The organism is Candidatus Amarolinea aalborgensis (assembly GCF_900491745.1).
GTDB lineage: Bacteria > Chloroflexota > Anaerolineae > SSC4 > Amarolineaceae > Amarolinea > Amarolinea aalborgensis.
Map to the genome: position 1 here is coordinate 138,900 of NZ_UETR01000008.1, position 17,011 is coordinate 155,910.

Genomic DNA, 17,011 nt, shown 5'->3' on the forward strand with positions numbered 1-17,011 from the left:
GGTCTAAGTACTGGTCTGTGTCCAGGACGATTCCAATTCGCTCAAAGTCCGCTCCAAAGCGAACCGGGCTTCGGCGGTCGCCTGCCCGGCTTCCGATAGATTATGCCGCAGCGCAGAATCCTCCATCAATCTCTGAATTTGCGCTGCCAGCGCGCGCGATCCCTCGGGCGGAAAGGTGAGCCCATTCTCGCCTTCCACCAGTATCTCCTTGGTGCCCCCGGTCAGGGTGCCGATCAGCACCAGGCCAGCAGCCATCGCTTCCTGTGAGATGAGCGCCATCGGCTCCTCCCAGATCGATGGCAGGACCAGCGCGTCGTACTCTGCCAGGAAAGCGGGCAGTTGCGACCTCGGAATCGGCTTGTGGAACGTCACGCGGTCGGCAAGGGAGAACTCGGCAACCATGCGGTGCAGTCGATCCTCATAATCAGGATGGCCGGCGCCTAGGATGTCAAGCGACACCGGCAAAGTAGGATGCGTTTGTGATAGCAGGCCCATCGCCTCGATCGCGGTGTGTACGCCTTTCTGCGGCAGCAGGCTGCCTACAAACACGACACGCAGCACTGCATCGTCTGCCGCGCGCTGCCGTGCAACTGCGGCCTGACGATACGCGGCAATGTCAATGCCGTGATAGATGACGCGGTAGTGGTCGGTGTTTAGTCCTGCCTGGCGCAGTTGTTCCTTGGTGGCGAGGCTGCACACGGCGACGTGTTCCAAGCGAAGCTTGCAGGGAAGCCATTCTTCCTGCAAGAGCCACGCCACGGGCCCGCGCAGGACACGTAAGAACGTCCGTCCCAGTCGCCTATTGCCATGGCTCGACCAATACGCCTCATGCGGGCTGGGGTCCATCGGCCACGCGTTGTTGAGGTAATAGGCAACCCGCGATCCCATCACTGTCTCCGCTTCAGCGGCTACTGACCACGATAGGTTCCACATTCCCCAAACGACAGCGAAATCCGGTTGGACTGCGGCGAGCACTTCGCGCACGGAATTGCGGTTGGCGCGCCGATCCGGAAGGTAGCGGAGTATCTGTTGGGGATGGTAGTAATGCACATCGCTCTGCAGGAATAGCCGCCGGAAAATGCCAGGTTCGTGCTCATCGGGCGTAGCGCCGTGTCTGCTGGTGAGCACATACACCTGGTGCCCTCGCCGCGCCAGATGGGTGGCAATCTCTTGGCAGAGGAGTTCGTAGCCACCGAGGTGATGGGGCGGATAAAAGTTGGAGATGAAAAGAAGCTTCATGCGCGCTCCGCGGGAAGTTCGCCGCGACCAAACATGGTGTAGGTCTGCTTGCCGATCAGCCCATTCTCAACCGGGATCATGCCGGCTTCGCCGAAGAGCGCTTCATAGTCGTGCATTCTCATGAAGAAGGCCTGAGCCATATCATCGCTCTGCGTTAGCTCATTGACGTACACCCATTGGCTGATACGCGCCAGGTTGGCAACGACTGCACAGATATCCTGGGGTGGCACATGCTGCAGGACGCGGTTGCAGACACAGAAATCAAACGTGTTATCCGCAAAGGTCAGATCTTGCAAACTCACACATTGCAGATCGATGCCTGGAAAGTCGTTGCGAGCAATCTCCAAAGCAGCCTCTGAGATGTCAGTACCCACTATGTACCGGACGCCACACTCCTGATAAAGAGAGAACAGACGTCCTGAGCCGCAGCCGGCATCCAGCAGGGAAACGGGCGCGTACCGCTTCAACACCTCACCCAACACTGCATGGTCGCCTCGTCCGCTGCCCCATTGAGCGTGGATGGCGGCTGCGTTGTTCTCCCAGAACTGCGCGATGAGTCGCTGACGCCATGTCGCCGGTAGCAGCCCCCTGTAAGCCAAAGCGTAAACACCTGCCTTCATTTGGGACATAAGCGCACCTTTCCAGCGTCCTGCCATGCGGCGACCCCTTGTTAGTAGGTTCTTCTGCTTCTTCTCCATGTTTCGTATCCTGTGTCTTCATCTGCGATAGCCGGCTAAAACCTTGCGGACTGCTTCGATGACGTCAGCCGCGTCCTGTTCACTTATGCACGGGGTCAAAGGTAACGAAAGGATACTTTCCCCCACGGACGCAGCCGCTGGAAAGTCCTCTGGCTCATATCCAAAAGTGTCCCGATAGTAGGGGTGCATGTGCAGCGCCCGGTAGTGCAAAGCCGCGCCAATATTCTCGGCTAACAGGCTGTCGATGATCTGATTGCGGGACACCCGGAAGTGCGCCAAGTCAAGCACCAGCACGTAAAGGTGCAGGCCATGCCGGTTAAGACCATCGCCAGGCCGTGGCTGGAGTCTGACGCCCGGTATCTCTGCGAATGCCTCATCGTACACGCGAGCATAACGCTCACGAGTCAGGAGACCGTCTTCAACGCGCCGCAGTTGGTGGATGCCCAGTGAGGCAAGAAGGTCGGGCATGTTGTACTTGTAGCCGGGGTAGATGGCGTCGCTGAGCATGAGCCGGCGTGACGCGTAGCGCTGCCAGGCATGCCGGCTGAGCCCGTGCAGCCGATAGACGGCGATACGCTCGGCCATGGCATCGTCGTCGGTGGTCACCATACCGCCCTCGGCCGTAGTAAGGTTCTTGTTGGCATAGAAGCTAAAACATGCCAGATTGCCCAGGTTGCCGATCAGGCGACCGTTGTAGCGTGCTCCGACAGCGTGTGCAGCGTCTTCAACCAGCGTCAAATTGTGTTGGCGGGCGATCTCCATGATCTCGGCCATTTGGCATGGGAGACCGCCGAAATGAACGACAATTATCGCACGCGTGCGACCGGTGATTGCCCGTTCGATGTTCTCCGGGGCAATGTTAAGTGTTGCAGGATCAATATCCGCGAACACCGGCCGCGCCCCAGCATGGATGGCTACGTTGGCAGTCGCTGCGAATGTCAATGGAGAGGTGATGACTTCGTCGCCAGGTTTGATGCCGGCTGCCAAGAGGCTAAGGTGCAACGCTGCGGTGGCCGAATTGACGGCCAGCGCGTGTTTGCAGCCCACATATTCGGCGAACATCTGCTCAAACCGGAGCGCTTTTGGCCCGGTGCCAATCCATCCGGAGCGCAGCGTATCGAGCACCTCACGCTCTTCCTCTTCGCCCAGGCAAGGCTTGCCGAAGACAAGAAAACTGTCGCGCACCGGCTGCCCACCATCTATTGCCAACGACGCTGTCATCCTTATCACACTCTTTGTGGGTCCTGGTTACTGCTGGCTCGGGTAAGAGATTTGATCCGGCGCACAGCAGTTGAACCGAGGTACAGCTTGAGCAATCGGCGAACCACAGAAGGAGACACCAGCCTCGGATTGTGCTTGATTGCTCGCAACAAATATCCACGCGCTTCCTGCCAACAGCCAGCCTGGTCGCTGAGCATGGCCAGGGCCAGATAGGTGTTGCCGTAAGCTTCGCCTTTCAATGACTGCACTGGCGTGATGGCGGAGGCAAAAAGGATATCCAGCCGCCGCAGCATCTCTGCGCCGTTAGCAGCGATGTCCACCTGCGTGGCCTCGCCGCGGTAGCCGCGTGGCTGGTCGCCCAGAGCTAGTTCGTAGAAGGTGTCCAGGCGTTGCAATAGGCCCGGCTCGGTCTCGACGGCCTGCTGGAGGTAACGCCAACCCTCATCTGTCTCCTGCTGAGCGATGTAGCCAAAGGCAGCGGCGCGGTACGCAAAGGCATAGCCGCGGCGTTTATCAGGATGCCAGAATGCGGGGTTTCCTTCCGGTGGCCCCAAATACTTCGTCAACACAGCCACAGCATTCGCGTGCATACGGGCTGCATTGGTGGACATGCTACCTGGGTAAACCCGATAACGGGCCAACGGAAGGGGCACACAAAGCATTCTTCCTCGCTCGCTGACACGGAACCAGAGGTCCCAGTCTTCTTCGCTGGTGAGACTCTCGTCAAATTGGCCGACTTCCCGGACTACACGGGCTCGCACTAGCGCTGCATGGACGGGAAAGAACCCACCCTCAAGGTTGTGTGTTCGGAATTCGGATCCTGCAGTGCAATGGCCGCCTACTTTCGGCAGATGCTGCCCGGTCGAGTCGGAATAACTACACAACGTGTAAACACCGACTAAATCAGGACTGGAAGCCAAGGCTTCAATACACCGCGCCAGGAAATCGATTTCCCACTCATCATCTGCGTCAAGAAAAGCCAGGTATGCGCCTTGCGCCGCCTGGATGCCGGAGTTGCGCGCCGCCGACAACCCTCGATTTTCTTGATAGATGTAGCGGATGCGCAGGTCGATGAACTGCGCCGCTACTTCCGGCGTGTTGTCGGTGGAACCGTCGTCCACGATGATGGCTTCCCAGTCGGCGAATGTCTGGGCCAGGACGCTGCGCAGCGCGTACGGCAGGTAGTGGGCGTGGTTATAGCAGGGGATGATGACACTGACACTGGGCATCGACATCATTTCCGACCTAGAGAAGATAGCCGGGCCGGTTTCTACTCGCATCTAAATACGACGTCTCGTCTTTGTCAATTGGAAAAGAACGACAGATCCAATCACCACGAAGGCCAGTAGCACACTAACAAGCAAGGGCGTAACATTGGTCGTCTGGCTACGTGGCTCTTGTGCATTGAAGGCAGTCGGAACACTTGCTTCAGCAATTGCTGCCACAGTGGTAGAGTATTCCAAAGTGGCTGTCGCTTCAACCACACCCATCTCCTGGCTTGCGGGAGTATTCGCAGACTCTTGGGGAACGGCAACCGGCTCCACGGCAGGCGCATCGGCGATAGCACTTCGTGCCCAGATTTCGTGATCGCGAGCAGCAAATACCATAAAGTTCAGGTGATTGCCGAGAGTTGTGACAAGCCGCGGAGAATGCGCATGCTTCTCCATCAGCAATTGCGGAGACGACCAATGGTCTCCGACCCACTCAAGATGATAAGCTCTGGCTTCGCCACTTACGTCTCCGAACGAATTTACCATATGCAGGACACCGGCGCTGTCTGTGGCAAAGCCATAGCCGCCTGTGTCGCCGCTGGCAGATTCGAACTGCGGGAACAGCAGCGCCGGTTCTGACCATGTGTCCCCACCATCCTGAGACCACTGGTACCATCTCCCATCAGGGTAACCGATGTTGCGACCATACACCAGGTGAACATTGCCTTGCGAGTCCACTGCAATATCCGATGCACCGAAGCGGGGAGTTGCTATCTCTTCCTTTTTGGACCAAGTTTCGCCTCCATCGTCAGATCGCGCATACCAGACCGACCAGAAATTCCAGTTCACCTCAGCCGCTGTTTGGAACCACGTCATGTGAATAGTTTCAGGAGATGACAAGGCCAACTGGACGCCGCCAATTGCGTACTGTTCGGTATTGGCAACTGTATCAATCTGCACAAGGTCGGTCCATGCAGCCTCCCTTTCCGCGAGGCTCAGATAGCTGACGGTAAAAAGGTCTGATCGGACTGCGACATGGAGCTTGCCATTGGCGTCTTGCGAGATATCTGCAATGGGTGTTGGTCCTCTGAGTACGGGAGATGTCTGCCATGATCGCGGATCGCCGGCAGCAGTGGCGTGTGCAGTGCTGAGATATAACGTCTGCTCATCGTTCCAGAGTACTTGCAAGTAACCGTCACGATCGACAACCACACCATCCAGCGTAATGCTCGTCCTGTTTGGACTAACGATGATGTCAGTAGCCACAGACCAAGAGTTATCATCGCTGCGTTGGTACATGATTGCCTGGTTACCCGGTCCCGCTTCGGTGTCGTACCATCCTTCAACGTAGAAGAGGTGAAGCGCGCCGGAGGAATCGCCGACACTCACCTGTGCGCTGGCGTTTTCGGCAACTTTGCTCGGAGATGACCAAATAACAGACGATTGGGCAGAAACTTGAACTTCGAAGGTGATTAAACAAGCGAACACTGTCAATGCGTTGTAAAGCAGGCACATCCCAGATCGGACTGTACAACTTTGTAGGTATCGTCTCATGATTTCAGTATCTTGGCACAAGTTCGTAAAGAAGATGCGCTGACTCCGATTGAGTTTTCAATTGAGGACCGATTACATCAAAGCCCAAATGAGCGATTTCGTCTTGATATTGCTCATTTGATTTCCGTGATATTGCGAGAAAGATTGTCTGACCATGACAATCGGAAGTCAGATTCGTAATGTCACCATTGATCGGATGAAGATCCCGAATGAGGTCAGGACGATCAAAGAGGTGCGAAAAATAGAACTGATAGATCACAGTCTCATAACCCGGAGCGATAAGAATACAGCTTTTTGCTCTTGATTCTTGTGCAATTTGATAAGCAACTTCTCTCCCGTTACTTTTGTTCCAGCGATAATAATCAGAGAGATGGGAGGCGGTTAGCATGAAAATGAGAGCAGTCAGCACACCTGTTGCGCCATAACCAAACGCGTTTGTTCGAGATAAGCCAGTTGATCGCGGTATATGAGAGAACAGTGTGACAAGTCCGATGGCTGTCAACATAGAAAAAACTGGAAGAAGATGCACAATTTGCCTGGGCGCAAACCAATAGCCCTTTATGTACACCGCGGCAATAATAATGGGAATTTGAATCATTGTGGCTACAACAGTCGCGACAATGATTCTATCACGAAGCCTAAGTGACAGTAGGCCTATGATTCCTAACAACCCAAGAACAACACCCAAGGGCGTCAAGTCCCAACCGATTCCGCGCGCAATCGAATCAAACAACGAGCCGCCAAACTCCAACACAAGAAATGGCATTTTGGGCCGATCAAAGTACAAATATCCAGGAAGGAACATCGCGAAAATGACAATGGACAACACTGCCAACTGGAGAACATTCCTCTTTGTTCTTCTATCCCGCAAATCGAGTAAGAGATACACATAACCGTTTAGCAATGACAGAAGCACAAATGGATGAAAGTATGCACCTATCGACGTAATCACCGCAGTAACAAGGAATCCAGTCACGGACGGCTTAGCCAAACCCTTAAGCAACAGATACGTTGACAAAAGATAAAAGAAAACAAGAGATGAGTAGAATCGTACTTCTTGCGAATAGTGGATGTGTGTCACTGATATTCCAAGTAACACTGCAGCAATTAGCCCTTCATTCGGCCTATTGCAAGACTTCAGAAATGAAAACACAAGACTGATTGCCAACATGCCCCAAAAAACCGAAGGCAAACGCAAGACGAACTCTGTTATACCCAATGAACTGGCTAGACGAGTCACGAGGTAATCAAGAGGCATCGCCATAACGTGAGTTCGCTCAATCTCGATCATGTCTTCGATTGAAGATGCTAAGGCTGCCAGCACTTGACCAGCTTCGTCATTCCAGAGACTGTCAAATCCTAATTGGAAAAGCCGGAGTGCAAATCCGAGCAGTATGATGCTGCTGGCACCAATCCGATAGCGGTTTTCACGTGTTAGCTCTATGCGGTCGTTCATTGAGGCACGCTATCGTCGCTGAATAAGTCCGCCTTGAGTCCAAACCCAGAATGAAAACTGGCAAAAACACTAACTAGGCGCATACCAAGCAGAATACGCAAGACCCAAAATGCATTCTGCACAACCCATGAAAGTGTTGGGTTCGTCGCAATGGAACGCCACAGATATTGACGGCCAAGCTTAGTCATACCGGCATCTTGACTTGACATTCCATATGCAATTCTTGCAAGGCTCATGAGAGCAAATGCGGCTGTTATGCGATACGGCGTTGCAGAGGAGAATATATTCCTCTGCAACATACAAGATAAGTTCTGTTCAGCTCTATCGAACCGAAATCCTATGATTTTCTCTGAGCCAAGAAAACCATTGCCACAAAATGCGATAGCATAGTAAGTCTCAAAGAGATACTGAATGGAAGGGTCATTTTGTACTGCATCCTGAAATGCTTGACCCGCAGACACACAATCATCCTCCAACAGCGCGTTGAGTGCCATAAGCCAGTATATCCGACCATATGCGCGTTTTTTGACATCATCGGATATAACCGACTCCCGCGAGATATCATTAAGAGCGCGAATACGCCACTGGATGATGCGTGCATTCTGACGATGCGTCAAACTATTCTCGTGAACACGGACGTATGTAAGTGGGGTCTCTACACAGCCAAACTCATATCCCAAATGAGCGATTCTAAGCCAATTCAGCCAGTCGTCGTTAATTTCAGGCGTAACATCAAACCCACCTATGGCATTATAGCATTCATGTTTCCAGAGAATACATGAGGAATTGAAAGGAATATCAATAAGCAGTCTTGAAAAGATATTACCAGTCCAAGGCTGCCAGCCACTTGCTTGTCTGATCTGTTCCCCATGATTGTCTATCGGCAACCAGTTGGTGTGGACTGCACCTAGTTCTGGGTGTTGCTCAAAAACATGTATGCAAGAAGACAACATGTCTTTGTGCCAGACATCATCTGCATCGAGAAATGCAAGATAGTCGCCGTGGGATAGCTTTAGTCCGTTATTGCGCGCAGTAGCCGGTCCTTGGTTAGGCTGGTAATGATATCGTACTTCAGAATATGACGTGGCTACTTCTCTGGTTCGATCCACTGAGCCATCATCAATAAGTATTACCTCGAAGTCCTTGAGACTCTGCGCAAATACGCTATCTAGAGTAGCCCGAAGGAACCGCTCAGCGTTGAAAGCAGGAATGATCACGGAAACCATGGGGTTACTTTGAGAAATGTTTCTTGCCATCCGTCAGGGCCCTATTCTGGTTAATTGTATCCTGATAGGTTTGACTTAGCTTGTATCCAATCTGTTTCCAATCATATCGGCCCTCTACCAGTAATCGTCCCTGTTCAGCAATGCGATCCCTAAGCTGAGTGTTGGTTAGCAATAGCAAAACGCTCTCTGCAAAGGTTTCTGGACTATCTGCAATCAGGATATTTAGGCTATTTGTTGTATCTAGCCCTTCTGTCCCTACAGAAGTTGATACGACGGCCTTCTGCATTGCCATTGCCTCTAGAATCTTCAGTCTTGTTCCTCCTCCATTTAAGAGGGGTACTACGCAGAGCGCGGCTCGCTGAAGATAAGGGCGAACATCTGGTACTGTCCCCGTTACAGATACGTTCGCTGGATACCGATGTTCAAGCTGCTTTACCTGCTCGGTTGGTCGAGTACCTACAATGATCAACCTAATGGTTGGTATACTCCGGATCAGAATTGGAAGTACTTGGGCACAGAAAAACGTGACTCCTTCGATGTTGGGTTGATAATCCATTGTGCCCGTGAAGACGATGCAATTCTCCTCAATCTCGGGCGATGTCTGATTGCAGAAGTAGGTGCAATCGACCCCATTTGGTATGAGGGTTATGTTGACAGAGCGCGATAGCTTGCGGAGGTAACTAGCATCAATAGCGGAGACTGCCAAGGCACTTTGGCTGGACTGGAGTACTCGATACTCATAATGTCGAGTACGGCTTTCTTCGATTTTGTGACCAATCCGAGCAGCAATGTTGTCAGTATGACGGGCTAGTCGCTGATAGTATTGACTGAATACATTATGCCAATCAACAACCAAAGGCACCGGTTTAGGGACCTTAACTAGAGCTGCAGCTAATTGGCTTTGAGAGATATGCATAAGGTCAAAGTCCAAAGATTGGAGACGCAATAACTGGTGACGTATAATTGGCACGATTGGCTGAAGCTCCTGCGTCAACAGAGGTGGGCCTATTAACCGACGACTTAATCTTCTTACTGGGATACGATGTTGGAATGACCAATCCAGACGCCGTAGAAGAGTATTCGCGGGCTGGGGGGCATGGTATGTTTCAATATCGCAGAAACACGAAAGCTCATGAGCCCGAAGTAAGTCATTTTCGGTATACAGGGGCATTAGTAACGTGACGGCATGTTCTCGAGCCAGCTCTTTCGACAAGTAAAAATCTCGTGTCTCGGAACCTGATCCGGCTGACGAAGGAACCGAGCTAGACACAACAAGAATTCGAGCCATATTAGGCAACAGCCTGGCGACTGATGTCTCGAACCACACGTGCTGGATTACCGGATGCCAGGACATTGAAAGGCAAATCGCAAGTCACCGTCGAATTTGCTGCTACCACAGTATTGTCCCCAATCGTCACACCCTTCAACACGACGACTCGAGCGCCCAGCCACACGCCGCGGCCGATTCGGGTCGGCATCCCCAGGGCTTGATGCTGCAAACCATCGCTGCTATGCCAGTCCGTGTCATAGATAATGCAATCATCGCCAATCAACGAATGTGCGCCAATGATGACTTCATTTACAACGCCGATATTGACGCCCCAGTTGATGAAGGCACGCTCCTCAATCACCAGCCGGGCTTCCGGCCTCACGACGACCAGACTCATCGGGCGGTGCCACGATGATCGTAGTTCAACGTGATCCCCGATTTCAATATGCCCTGCGTTCTGTAAGTGAATGGGTCCGAACACTTCAACGCCCTGCCCTACGTATTGAACAGCACGTAACTGGCGCCTGATAGTCCATTGACGCAGGCGCCACGCGCCGCGCCAGGCCAAATGTTTATAAGTCCACGCGCCAAGCTCGGCAAGAGCTAATTCTTGAATCATAGCAATCCAGACCTGTCCTGCTGCCGCTCACAGACAAGAACGGTACGCGAACCGCTCGATGATGGTCGAATTTCAGTGACCCTAAACAAGTGGCTCAGCGCGGAAATGAAGCCTTCAAGAGTATACCCATCGAAGCTGCTCCGATTGCGACAAAGAGAGGGAAAGAATCCCGGGTTATCAGCAATCAATGTGTCGTCCATGGCCACAAATTCAACAACCAGGCAACACTTAGTAAATCTCGCCAGGAGCTCCGCAACTTCGTCGAAGCTTAGCCCGTGCCCCAGGGTTAGATGGTGAACAATGGCCAGAGCAAGCACCATGTCACATCTGAGTCGTTTTGACGCTGCAGGAAACAGCGACGATTCTTTGGAATCATCTGTGGAATTGTACTTGACCATATGAGGCAGCGGCATCATGTCGTCCGGAAAGTGCAGCAGATCAATCACAAGTGGTAGAATAGAGAGAGCTTCCTGTTTGGCTCGCCGATACAAAATGTCTACACACGCCTCATCAATGTCAACTGCAACTACATCGCATCCCATCTTGGCGGCAAGGATTGAGAACCAGCCCGTGTTGCATGCCAGATCAAGGACTGTCTTGGGTTGGTAGCTGCTAAGGGCGTCAAAAACCGCCCATTGCTTACCAGTCCATTCGTCGGAAGGCGTGTAACTGAAAGCCTCGTTCTTTGCCAGGTAGTATTCAGAATACGAACTGGCGGAAAGCTCAACTGTTCGCGACCGTATCTCTCTTCGGAGAAGTCTGAAGAAGGCCGATTTTTGATGGCCTGCTTGCACAAGGGCGAGTTTCTTGGCCCAGCCTTTGACGCGGTATTTGCGCCGCTCCCTAGAGCCGCGACTGAAGACTTCGTCTTCACCCAGGATATCATCGCGAGCATTAAGTGCCGTCTCGATCAGGCGCAGCCGCGCCTGTTGGTGTTGTCCGCGCTCCATAAGGTAGAGCGGCAGCAAGAAATAAGGCACACACATGCGGCTATACATTTCATAAAGGTACACAGCGTTTATGTCCCAGAACAAGGCCAACCTGTGCGGAGGGCTCGGCGGATTCAGGTATTCTTCGGACGGGAGATGGTTGAATGGAACAAGCGACGCAAAGTCCACGAAAATCGGACAGGGGCCCTTGAACAGGATATTGTATGGATGCCAATCCTTAATCGTGAGCCCCAAAGGAGCAAGCTTCATAAACAGGTCGACGTGCAATATGGCTGCATCCTGCAACATTGTGGGTGACCATTCATGTGGATAGCTGATGAACGCAATCCTCTCATGCTCCAGGATCAGATCATAGGCGGCTCCGTTCCATGACAATTGTGATAGTTCGCGTGTTTCGACGATTCCGTGTTGAAACAAACGATAGTGCGCACAAGTCTGAAAAACCTGTCTAGATAGCTCACCTTTGCCTTGTCGAAAACATCGAATAACCCGACCATCTAATGAAAACACGTCCGCCGACGAATCGAATCCTGCAAGGCGAATTGGGTCAACGAATTCAGACATCTGTTGGGTGCTGTCAATTAGGTGCATCATGGCTCGCAATATCCCTCTCGTCCCAGTACGCACTAAAAAAGCAGACCCCTGCTTTAGGATTCGGTGAACGCCCGGTTCCAAACACATCTGCTTGGGCTACACTGAAAGACGCTGCCGAAACTAACCGATCGATACAGTCCCAGGAACGCGAATCGTAGATGGCAAGATTGAGAAAATACTGTCCCGGCAAAAGGCCAAGTTTTGGTACCGTGCATCTGATGATTGTGCGATCTCTTGAACCATTGTACGTAAACCCGGAAACGCTGCTTGAAAAGTGGCAAACAGGACCCAGTGTCTGTGAGAAGACAGCAATCTGAAGATCGATCCCCGGTAAATCGTCGGAAGACTCCATTAGAAACTCGAAAACGACCCCTTCTCCTTGTGGTAGTTCAGGCACTGGATTGCCTAGTTTGTCCAAAATGCGAAACCTAGCAATGTGTGCCCTTCCATTCCCTTCCCTCTCAGTGTCTGCAAACAAATACTCCGTTACTCTGTCATTGCGTTCCCCAAGGTACTTCACAATGGCGACCGATACAGATGAGTCGCAGATGACGGTGCCTGCCTTAAGTAGTACGCCACGCTCGCACAACGCTTGAACCGCGGCCATGTTGTGACTCACAAACAGAACTGTACGTCCTTCCTGCGCCGCAGACCCCATCTTCCCCAAGCATTTCTTCTGGAATTCGGCGTCCCCCACCGCCAACACCTCATCCACCAGCAGGATCTCCGGCTCCAGGTGGGCGGCGACGGCGAAGGCCAGGCGCACGTACATGCCGCTGCTGTAGCGCTTGACGGGGGTGTCCAGGAAACGCTCGATCTCGGCGAAGGCGACGATCTCGTCGAACTTGCGCTCGATTTCGTGCCGGTGCATCCCCAGGATCGCGCCGTTGAGGTAGATGTTCTCGCGGCCGGTCAGCTCGGGGTGGAAGCCGGTGCCCACCTCCAGCAGGGAGCCCACCCGGCCGTGGATCTCGGCGCGGCCGCCCGTCGGCTCGGTGATGCGGGAGAGGATCTTGAGCAGCGTGCTCTTCCCCGCACCGTTGCGGCCGATCACGCCGACGACCTCGCCGCGCTGCACCTCGAAGGAGACGTCGCGCAGGGCCCAGAGGTCGGTGCTTTCTTGCCACGAATTACGCGAATTAGACGAATTACTGCCTTCTTTTTGCCACGAATGACTCGAATTGGACGAATTATCTTTCCCCTTTCGTGCAATTTGTGGAACCTGTCCTGAGCCGGGCCGAAGGATTCGTGGCAGGGAACTCACCAGCGCATCGCGCAGCGTGTCGTGGCGCTGCTGGGCGCGGCCGATGGTGTAGAGCTTGGAGAGGTTCTCGACGCGGATGGCGATGTCGGTCATGCAGTGACCAGCACAGGTGCGATATGGCTGCGTGGTTTTGGACCTGACTGCGGCGCTATCTTCAACTCGTCCAGGTACCACCACCAGTGCGAGCGCGGGCTGCGCTGCTGGCGCCGGGCATGTTGTAGCTCCCGATCGCCAACAACCATGCGAAAGGTCTCGCTCTCAGCCCACAATGCTCGATCCAGGTCGTGGATCTGCTCGAAGAGCGGGAGGGGTATCTGCTCCTCTGGCCCGCTCGCGTCCAGAAGTTGCTGGATCTTGTCGCGCACAAAGAGCAAGTCTAATGCTTCGACCCCAGAGCCTTCCAAATCGGCCACGTAGCCGTAGTATTTGTGAACCAGTCGTTCCATCTCTTGCCCGTTCATACATTCCACTCCGTTCGGTTGATTTTCACCGCATCGATCTGGCGCTCAAAGAACAAAGCGCCTTCCTCGGGCTTGAAGATAGTTGCAATCAGATCGGCTTCCATGTCGTAAAAAACGACAGCGATGCCGGTCTGCGGGTTCAGGAAGCCCCACTGCAACCGGGGCGGATCGGTGCGATAGTAGCCATAGACGTAGATCTCAGTGCTGGCGTTTTGGATGGTGGCCGCGATGTCGGCAGCCAGATCCTCTTGACTGGTACCTGCTGGCCAGTCTTGATCAACGTAGATCCGTTTTAGCAGGTGCCACAAGCCAGAAGGAACGAGCGCGTTGCGGTGATAGAGTACGTTCTCACGCTGCACATCGAAGTAACGCCATCGCAACAGATGGGCGCCCCAGCCAGCATTGGCCGCCTTCTGTATGATCTCGCGCCCCATCTGGGGCGTGATCGTGTGATCCAGCAAGGTCAGACTAGGAGTTCTTGCTGGCGCCATGATTATACTCCACTCTGCTTTCAGACCTAAAAGACCCCAGACCTCTCGTGCGCCGCGTCCACCACCGCCAGCACCCTTCGACTTGCTCAGGGCAGGCTCTCATCCACCAGCAAGATCCTTCGAGGTTGCTCAGGACAGGTCTCTGGCTCCAGGCGCCGTCCTGAGCCTGTCGAAGGATGCGCGGCGACGGCGAAGGCCAGGCGCACGACCATGCCGCTGGAGCCTGCACTGAGCACTTCGACTGCGCTCAGTGTAAACTCTGTCGAAGGGTAGCGCTTCACCGGCGTGTCCAGGAAGCGCTCGATGCTTCGACTGAACTCAGCACAGGTCTCGGTCCGCCGCATCCCCAGGCCTGCCCTGAGCCTGCCGAAGGGATCGCGCCGTTCAGGTAGATGTTCTCGCGGCCGGTCAGCTCCGGGTGGAAGCCGGCGCCCACTTCCAGCAGTGAGCCGACGCGGCCGTGGATCCTTCGACGTTGCTCAGGACAGGTCTCGGCGCGGCTGCTGGTCGGCTCGGTGATGCGCGAGAGAATCTTCAGCCCTGCCCTGAGCTGCGTCGAAGGGAGCCGTGCTCTTGCCCGCGCCGTTGCGGCCGATCCCTGCCCTGAGCACTTCGACTGCGCTCAGTGTAAACTTCGTCGAAGGGACGCCGACGACCTCGCCGCGCTGCATCCTTCGATTGCACTCAGGGCAGGCCTCGAAGGAGACGTCCTTGAGCGCCCACAGGTTAGTTTCTTCTTGCCACGAATTACGCGAATTAGACGAATTAGCGTTTCCTTTTCGTGAAATTCGTGGAACCTGTCCTGAGCCGGGCCGAAGGATTCGTGGCAAGGCGTTTACCAGCGCATCGCGCAGGCCTGTCCTGAGCCGTGTCGAAGGGGTATCGTGGCGCTGCTGGGCGCGGCCGATGGTGTAGAGCTTGGAGAGGTTCTCGACGCGGATGGCGATGTCGGTCATGGGCGTTTTTGCAAAAGTCCAAACAGTCGCAGCAGCTTGGCGTCCACCTCGCGCATCCTGGCAGGCGACAGACTGCCCAAGCGTTGCCCAAGATGCGTCTTCAGGAAAGGCTGTGTCAGGCCCAGCAATACCTTCGAGGTGCGCTGTAGGTTGGCCTCTCCGGCCGGCAACAATACATCCTGCGCGTAGACGCGCTCTGCCTTCTGTGTGGTGATGGGCGCCGCTTGTACAAGCGGATAGTAGAGATTCCCGTTGTCTTCGATGTTCTGCAGGATCAGGATCGGTCTTTGTTTGTCGAGATCATCGTTGCCCGTCATGGGTGAAGCTTTCTCATGAGGAAAAGCATAGACAACCCAATAAACATCGCCGCGCCGGATGGGTTCTTGTGCCATACCCTGTCATGCCTCCGTATCTGGATCCCCGGCTTGGGTCGCCGCTATCCGATACGGCGCCAGTTCCTCGTGCAGCGCAACCAACATCTGCGCGCCCTCGGCATCCATCGGCTCTCCCCAATCCATGGCGTCCAGTTGCTCGACCGTGGGCGCGAGGCCTATCTCGACTCTTTCCGGATCAAGAAAAACGACGATCACCGGCGTCTGCGCCAACGCGGGAGGGGGTTCCAAGAATTCGACTTCGCCCGCTCGATACAGTGCTTTTACTGCAATCATTCTCCGTCTCCTCGCTGGCTACCAGCCTGCCAAGCGCGATCATGTCCATATTCTACCATGACCAGCACTTCTTCTGAAACTGCGCGTCCCCCACCGCCAGCACCTCATCCACCAGCAGGATCTCCGGCTCCAGGTGCGCGGCCACCGCGAAGGCCAGGCGCACGTACATGCCGCTGGAGCCTGCCCTGAGCAACGTCGAAGGGTAGCGCTTCACCGGCGTATCCAGGAAGCGCTCGATCCTTCGGCTGCGCTCAGGACGGCGTCTCGGCGAAGGCCACGATCTCATCGAACTTGCGCTCGATCTCGGTCCGCCGCATGCCCAGGATCGCGCCGTTCAGGTAGATGTTCTCGCGACCCGTCAGCTCCGGGTGGAAGCCGGTGCCCACCTCCAGCAAGGAGCCGACCCGGCCGTGGATCCTTCGACGCTGCTCAGGACAGGTCTCGGCCCGACCGCTGGTCGGCTCGGTGATGCGGGAGAGGATCTTCAGCAGGGTGGACTTCCCCGCGCCGTTGCGGCCGATCACGCCCACCACCTCGCCGCGCTGCACCTCGAAGGAGACGTCTTTGAGCGCCCAGAGATCGGTGCTTTCTTGCCACGAATGGCTCGAATTTGACGAATTTTCCTTTCCCTTTCGTGGAATTCGTGAAATTCGTGGCAAAGCATTTACCAGCGCGTCACGCAATGTGTCGTGGCGTTCTTGGGCGCGGCCGATGTGGTAGAGTTTGCTCAGGTTGTCGACGCGGATGGCGATGTCAGACATAGTGTTAACGAATGGGTAGCCGGCGGATGCGCACGTTGATATCATCAACGGTGACGGCGCTGCCTTCACGAAGGGCTTGCTCTATTTGGGCGATGATGCGCCTGAGACGCGAGGTAACAACACCAGGATCGGTATTCGAGAGGCGCAGCGTGATAAGGCTCGGACGCAAGAAACCCGCCAAAGCCAGTAACGTAGAGAAGTCCAGGTCTTGGGTAATCAGGACGCTATCTTGGCTGCGTGTCCACGCCAGAATTTTGTCATCGGAGGCGTCAGCCGGGAGAAAGTCCGAAACGCGGACAATTTCCCACCCATCTCTTCGCAGGTCATTCACGGTGAGCGGGGAGAGATTCATGTCAGCAATAAAACGCAAGG

General features: G+C 54.5%; 16 protein-coding genes and 2 pseudogenes. All 18 read right to left on the reverse strand.

Features of this window, described 5'->3' with window-relative positions:
* Positions 1-3: 3 nt before the first annotated feature.
* The 18 genes and pseudogenes from ACPQ6D_RS12780 to ACPQ6D_RS12865 all read right to left on the reverse strand — a co-directional run bounded on the left by ACPQ6D_RS12780 (position 4) and on the right by ACPQ6D_RS12865 (position 17,009).
* Positions 4-1,239, reverse strand: a complete 1,236-nt coding sequence (locus ACPQ6D_RS12780; RefSeq protein ID WP_423224719.1) for a glycosyltransferase family 4 protein — start codon at positions 1,237-1,239, stop codon at positions 4-6.
* Positions 1,236-1,937 (reverse strand): class I SAM-dependent methyltransferase, encoded by a 702-nt coding sequence (locus ACPQ6D_RS12785; RefSeq protein ID WP_423224720.1) that lies wholly within the window; start codon positions 1,935-1,937, stop codon positions 1,236-1,238. The genes ACPQ6D_RS12780 and ACPQ6D_RS12785 overlap by 4 nt, the downstream gene beginning before the upstream one ends.
* An 18-nt stretch (positions 1,938-1,955) precedes the next feature.
* Complete coding sequence (locus ACPQ6D_RS12790; protein WP_423224721.1) at positions 1,956-3,158, reverse strand: DegT/DnrJ/EryC1/StrS family aminotransferase; 1,203 nt, start codon at positions 3,156-3,158, stop codon at positions 1,956-1,958.
* Positions 3,159-3,163: 5 nt separating this feature from the next.
* Positions 3,164-4,438 carry a glycosyltransferase gene (locus ACPQ6D_RS12795; RefSeq protein WP_423224722.1) on the reverse strand — a complete coding sequence of 425 codons (1,275 nt, stop codon included), beginning with the start codon at positions 4,436-4,438 and terminating at the stop codon, positions 3,164-3,166.
* Positions 4,439-5,884, reverse strand: a complete 1,446-nt coding sequence (locus ACPQ6D_RS12800) for a hypothetical protein (RefSeq protein ID WP_423224723.1) — start codon at positions 5,882-5,884, stop codon at positions 4,439-4,441.
* A 43-nt stretch (positions 5,885-5,927) separates the two neighbouring features.
* The gene (locus ACPQ6D_RS12805; RefSeq protein WP_423224724.1) at positions 5,928-7,379 is read right to left on the reverse strand and encodes a glycosyltransferase family 39 protein; all 1,452 of its coding nucleotides are present in this window, start codon (positions 7,377-7,379) and stop codon (positions 5,928-5,930) included.
* Positions 7,376-8,635: a glycosyltransferase family 2 protein gene (locus ACPQ6D_RS12810; RefSeq protein ID WP_423224725.1), complete on the reverse strand. Its 1,260-nt coding sequence runs from the start codon at positions 8,633-8,635 to the stop codon at positions 7,376-7,378. Before ACPQ6D_RS12810 ends, ACPQ6D_RS12805 begins: the two co-directional genes overlap by 4 nt.
* Positions 8,610-9,959: a glycosyltransferase gene (locus ACPQ6D_RS12815; RefSeq protein WP_423224726.1), complete on the reverse strand. Its 1,350-nt coding sequence runs from the start codon at positions 9,957-9,959 to the stop codon at positions 8,610-8,612. Before ACPQ6D_RS12815 ends, ACPQ6D_RS12810 begins: the two co-directional genes overlap by 26 nt.
* On the reverse strand, positions 9,895-10,494 hold the full coding sequence (locus ACPQ6D_RS12820; RefSeq protein WP_423224727.1) for an acyltransferase: 600 nt from the start codon (positions 10,492-10,494) through the stop codon (positions 9,895-9,897). The genes ACPQ6D_RS12815 and ACPQ6D_RS12820 overlap by 65 nt, the downstream gene beginning before the upstream one ends.
* On the reverse strand, positions 10,491-12,038 hold the full coding sequence (locus tag ACPQ6D_RS12825) for a methyltransferase domain-containing protein (RefSeq protein ID WP_423224728.1): 1,548 nt from the start codon (positions 12,036-12,038) through the stop codon (positions 10,491-10,493). The genes ACPQ6D_RS12820 and ACPQ6D_RS12825 overlap by 4 nt, the downstream gene beginning before the upstream one ends.
* On the reverse strand, positions 12,022-13,395 hold the full coding sequence (locus ACPQ6D_RS12830; protein ID WP_423224729.1) for an ABC transporter ATP-binding protein: 1,374 nt from the start codon (positions 13,393-13,395) through the stop codon (positions 12,022-12,024). Before ACPQ6D_RS12830 ends, ACPQ6D_RS12825 begins: the two co-directional genes overlap by 17 nt.
* Positions 13,392-13,763, reverse strand: a complete 372-nt coding sequence (locus tag ACPQ6D_RS12835; RefSeq protein ID WP_423224730.1) for a hypothetical protein — start codon at positions 13,761-13,763, stop codon at positions 13,392-13,394. The genes ACPQ6D_RS12830 and ACPQ6D_RS12835 overlap by 4 nt, the downstream gene beginning before the upstream one ends.
* The gene (locus ACPQ6D_RS12840) at positions 13,760-14,254 is read right to left on the reverse strand and encodes a hypothetical protein (protein ID WP_423224731.1); all 495 of its coding nucleotides are present in this window, start codon (positions 14,252-14,254) and stop codon (positions 13,760-13,762) included. Before ACPQ6D_RS12840 ends, ACPQ6D_RS12835 begins: the two co-directional genes overlap by 4 nt.
* A 92-nt stretch (positions 14,255-14,346) precedes the next feature.
* Positions 14,347-15,210, reverse strand: a pseudogene (locus tag ACPQ6D_RS12845) (ABC transporter ATP-binding protein); the annotation flags it as partial.
* On the reverse strand, positions 15,207-15,602 hold the full coding sequence (locus tag ACPQ6D_RS12850) for a type II toxin-antitoxin system PemK/MazF family toxin (protein ID WP_423224732.1): 396 nt from the start codon (positions 15,600-15,602) through the stop codon (positions 15,207-15,209). The pseudogene ACPQ6D_RS12845 and the gene ACPQ6D_RS12850, both read right to left, overlap by 4 nt.
* 6 nt (positions 15,603-15,608) lie before the next feature.
* Positions 15,609-15,878: a hypothetical protein gene (locus ACPQ6D_RS12855; RefSeq protein ID WP_423224733.1), complete on the reverse strand. Its 270-nt coding sequence runs from the start codon at positions 15,876-15,878 to the stop codon at positions 15,609-15,611.
* 64 nt (positions 15,879-15,942) lie between these two features.
* Positions 15,943-16,639, reverse strand: a pseudogene (locus ACPQ6D_RS12860) (ABC transporter ATP-binding protein); the annotation flags it as partial.
* A 4-nt stretch (positions 16,640-16,643) separates the two neighbouring features.
* Positions 16,644-17,009: a DUF5615 family PIN-like protein gene (locus ACPQ6D_RS12865; protein WP_423224734.1), complete on the reverse strand. Its 366-nt coding sequence runs from the start codon at positions 17,007-17,009 to the stop codon at positions 16,644-16,646.
* Between the last annotated feature and the right edge of the window lie 2 nt (positions 17,010-17,011).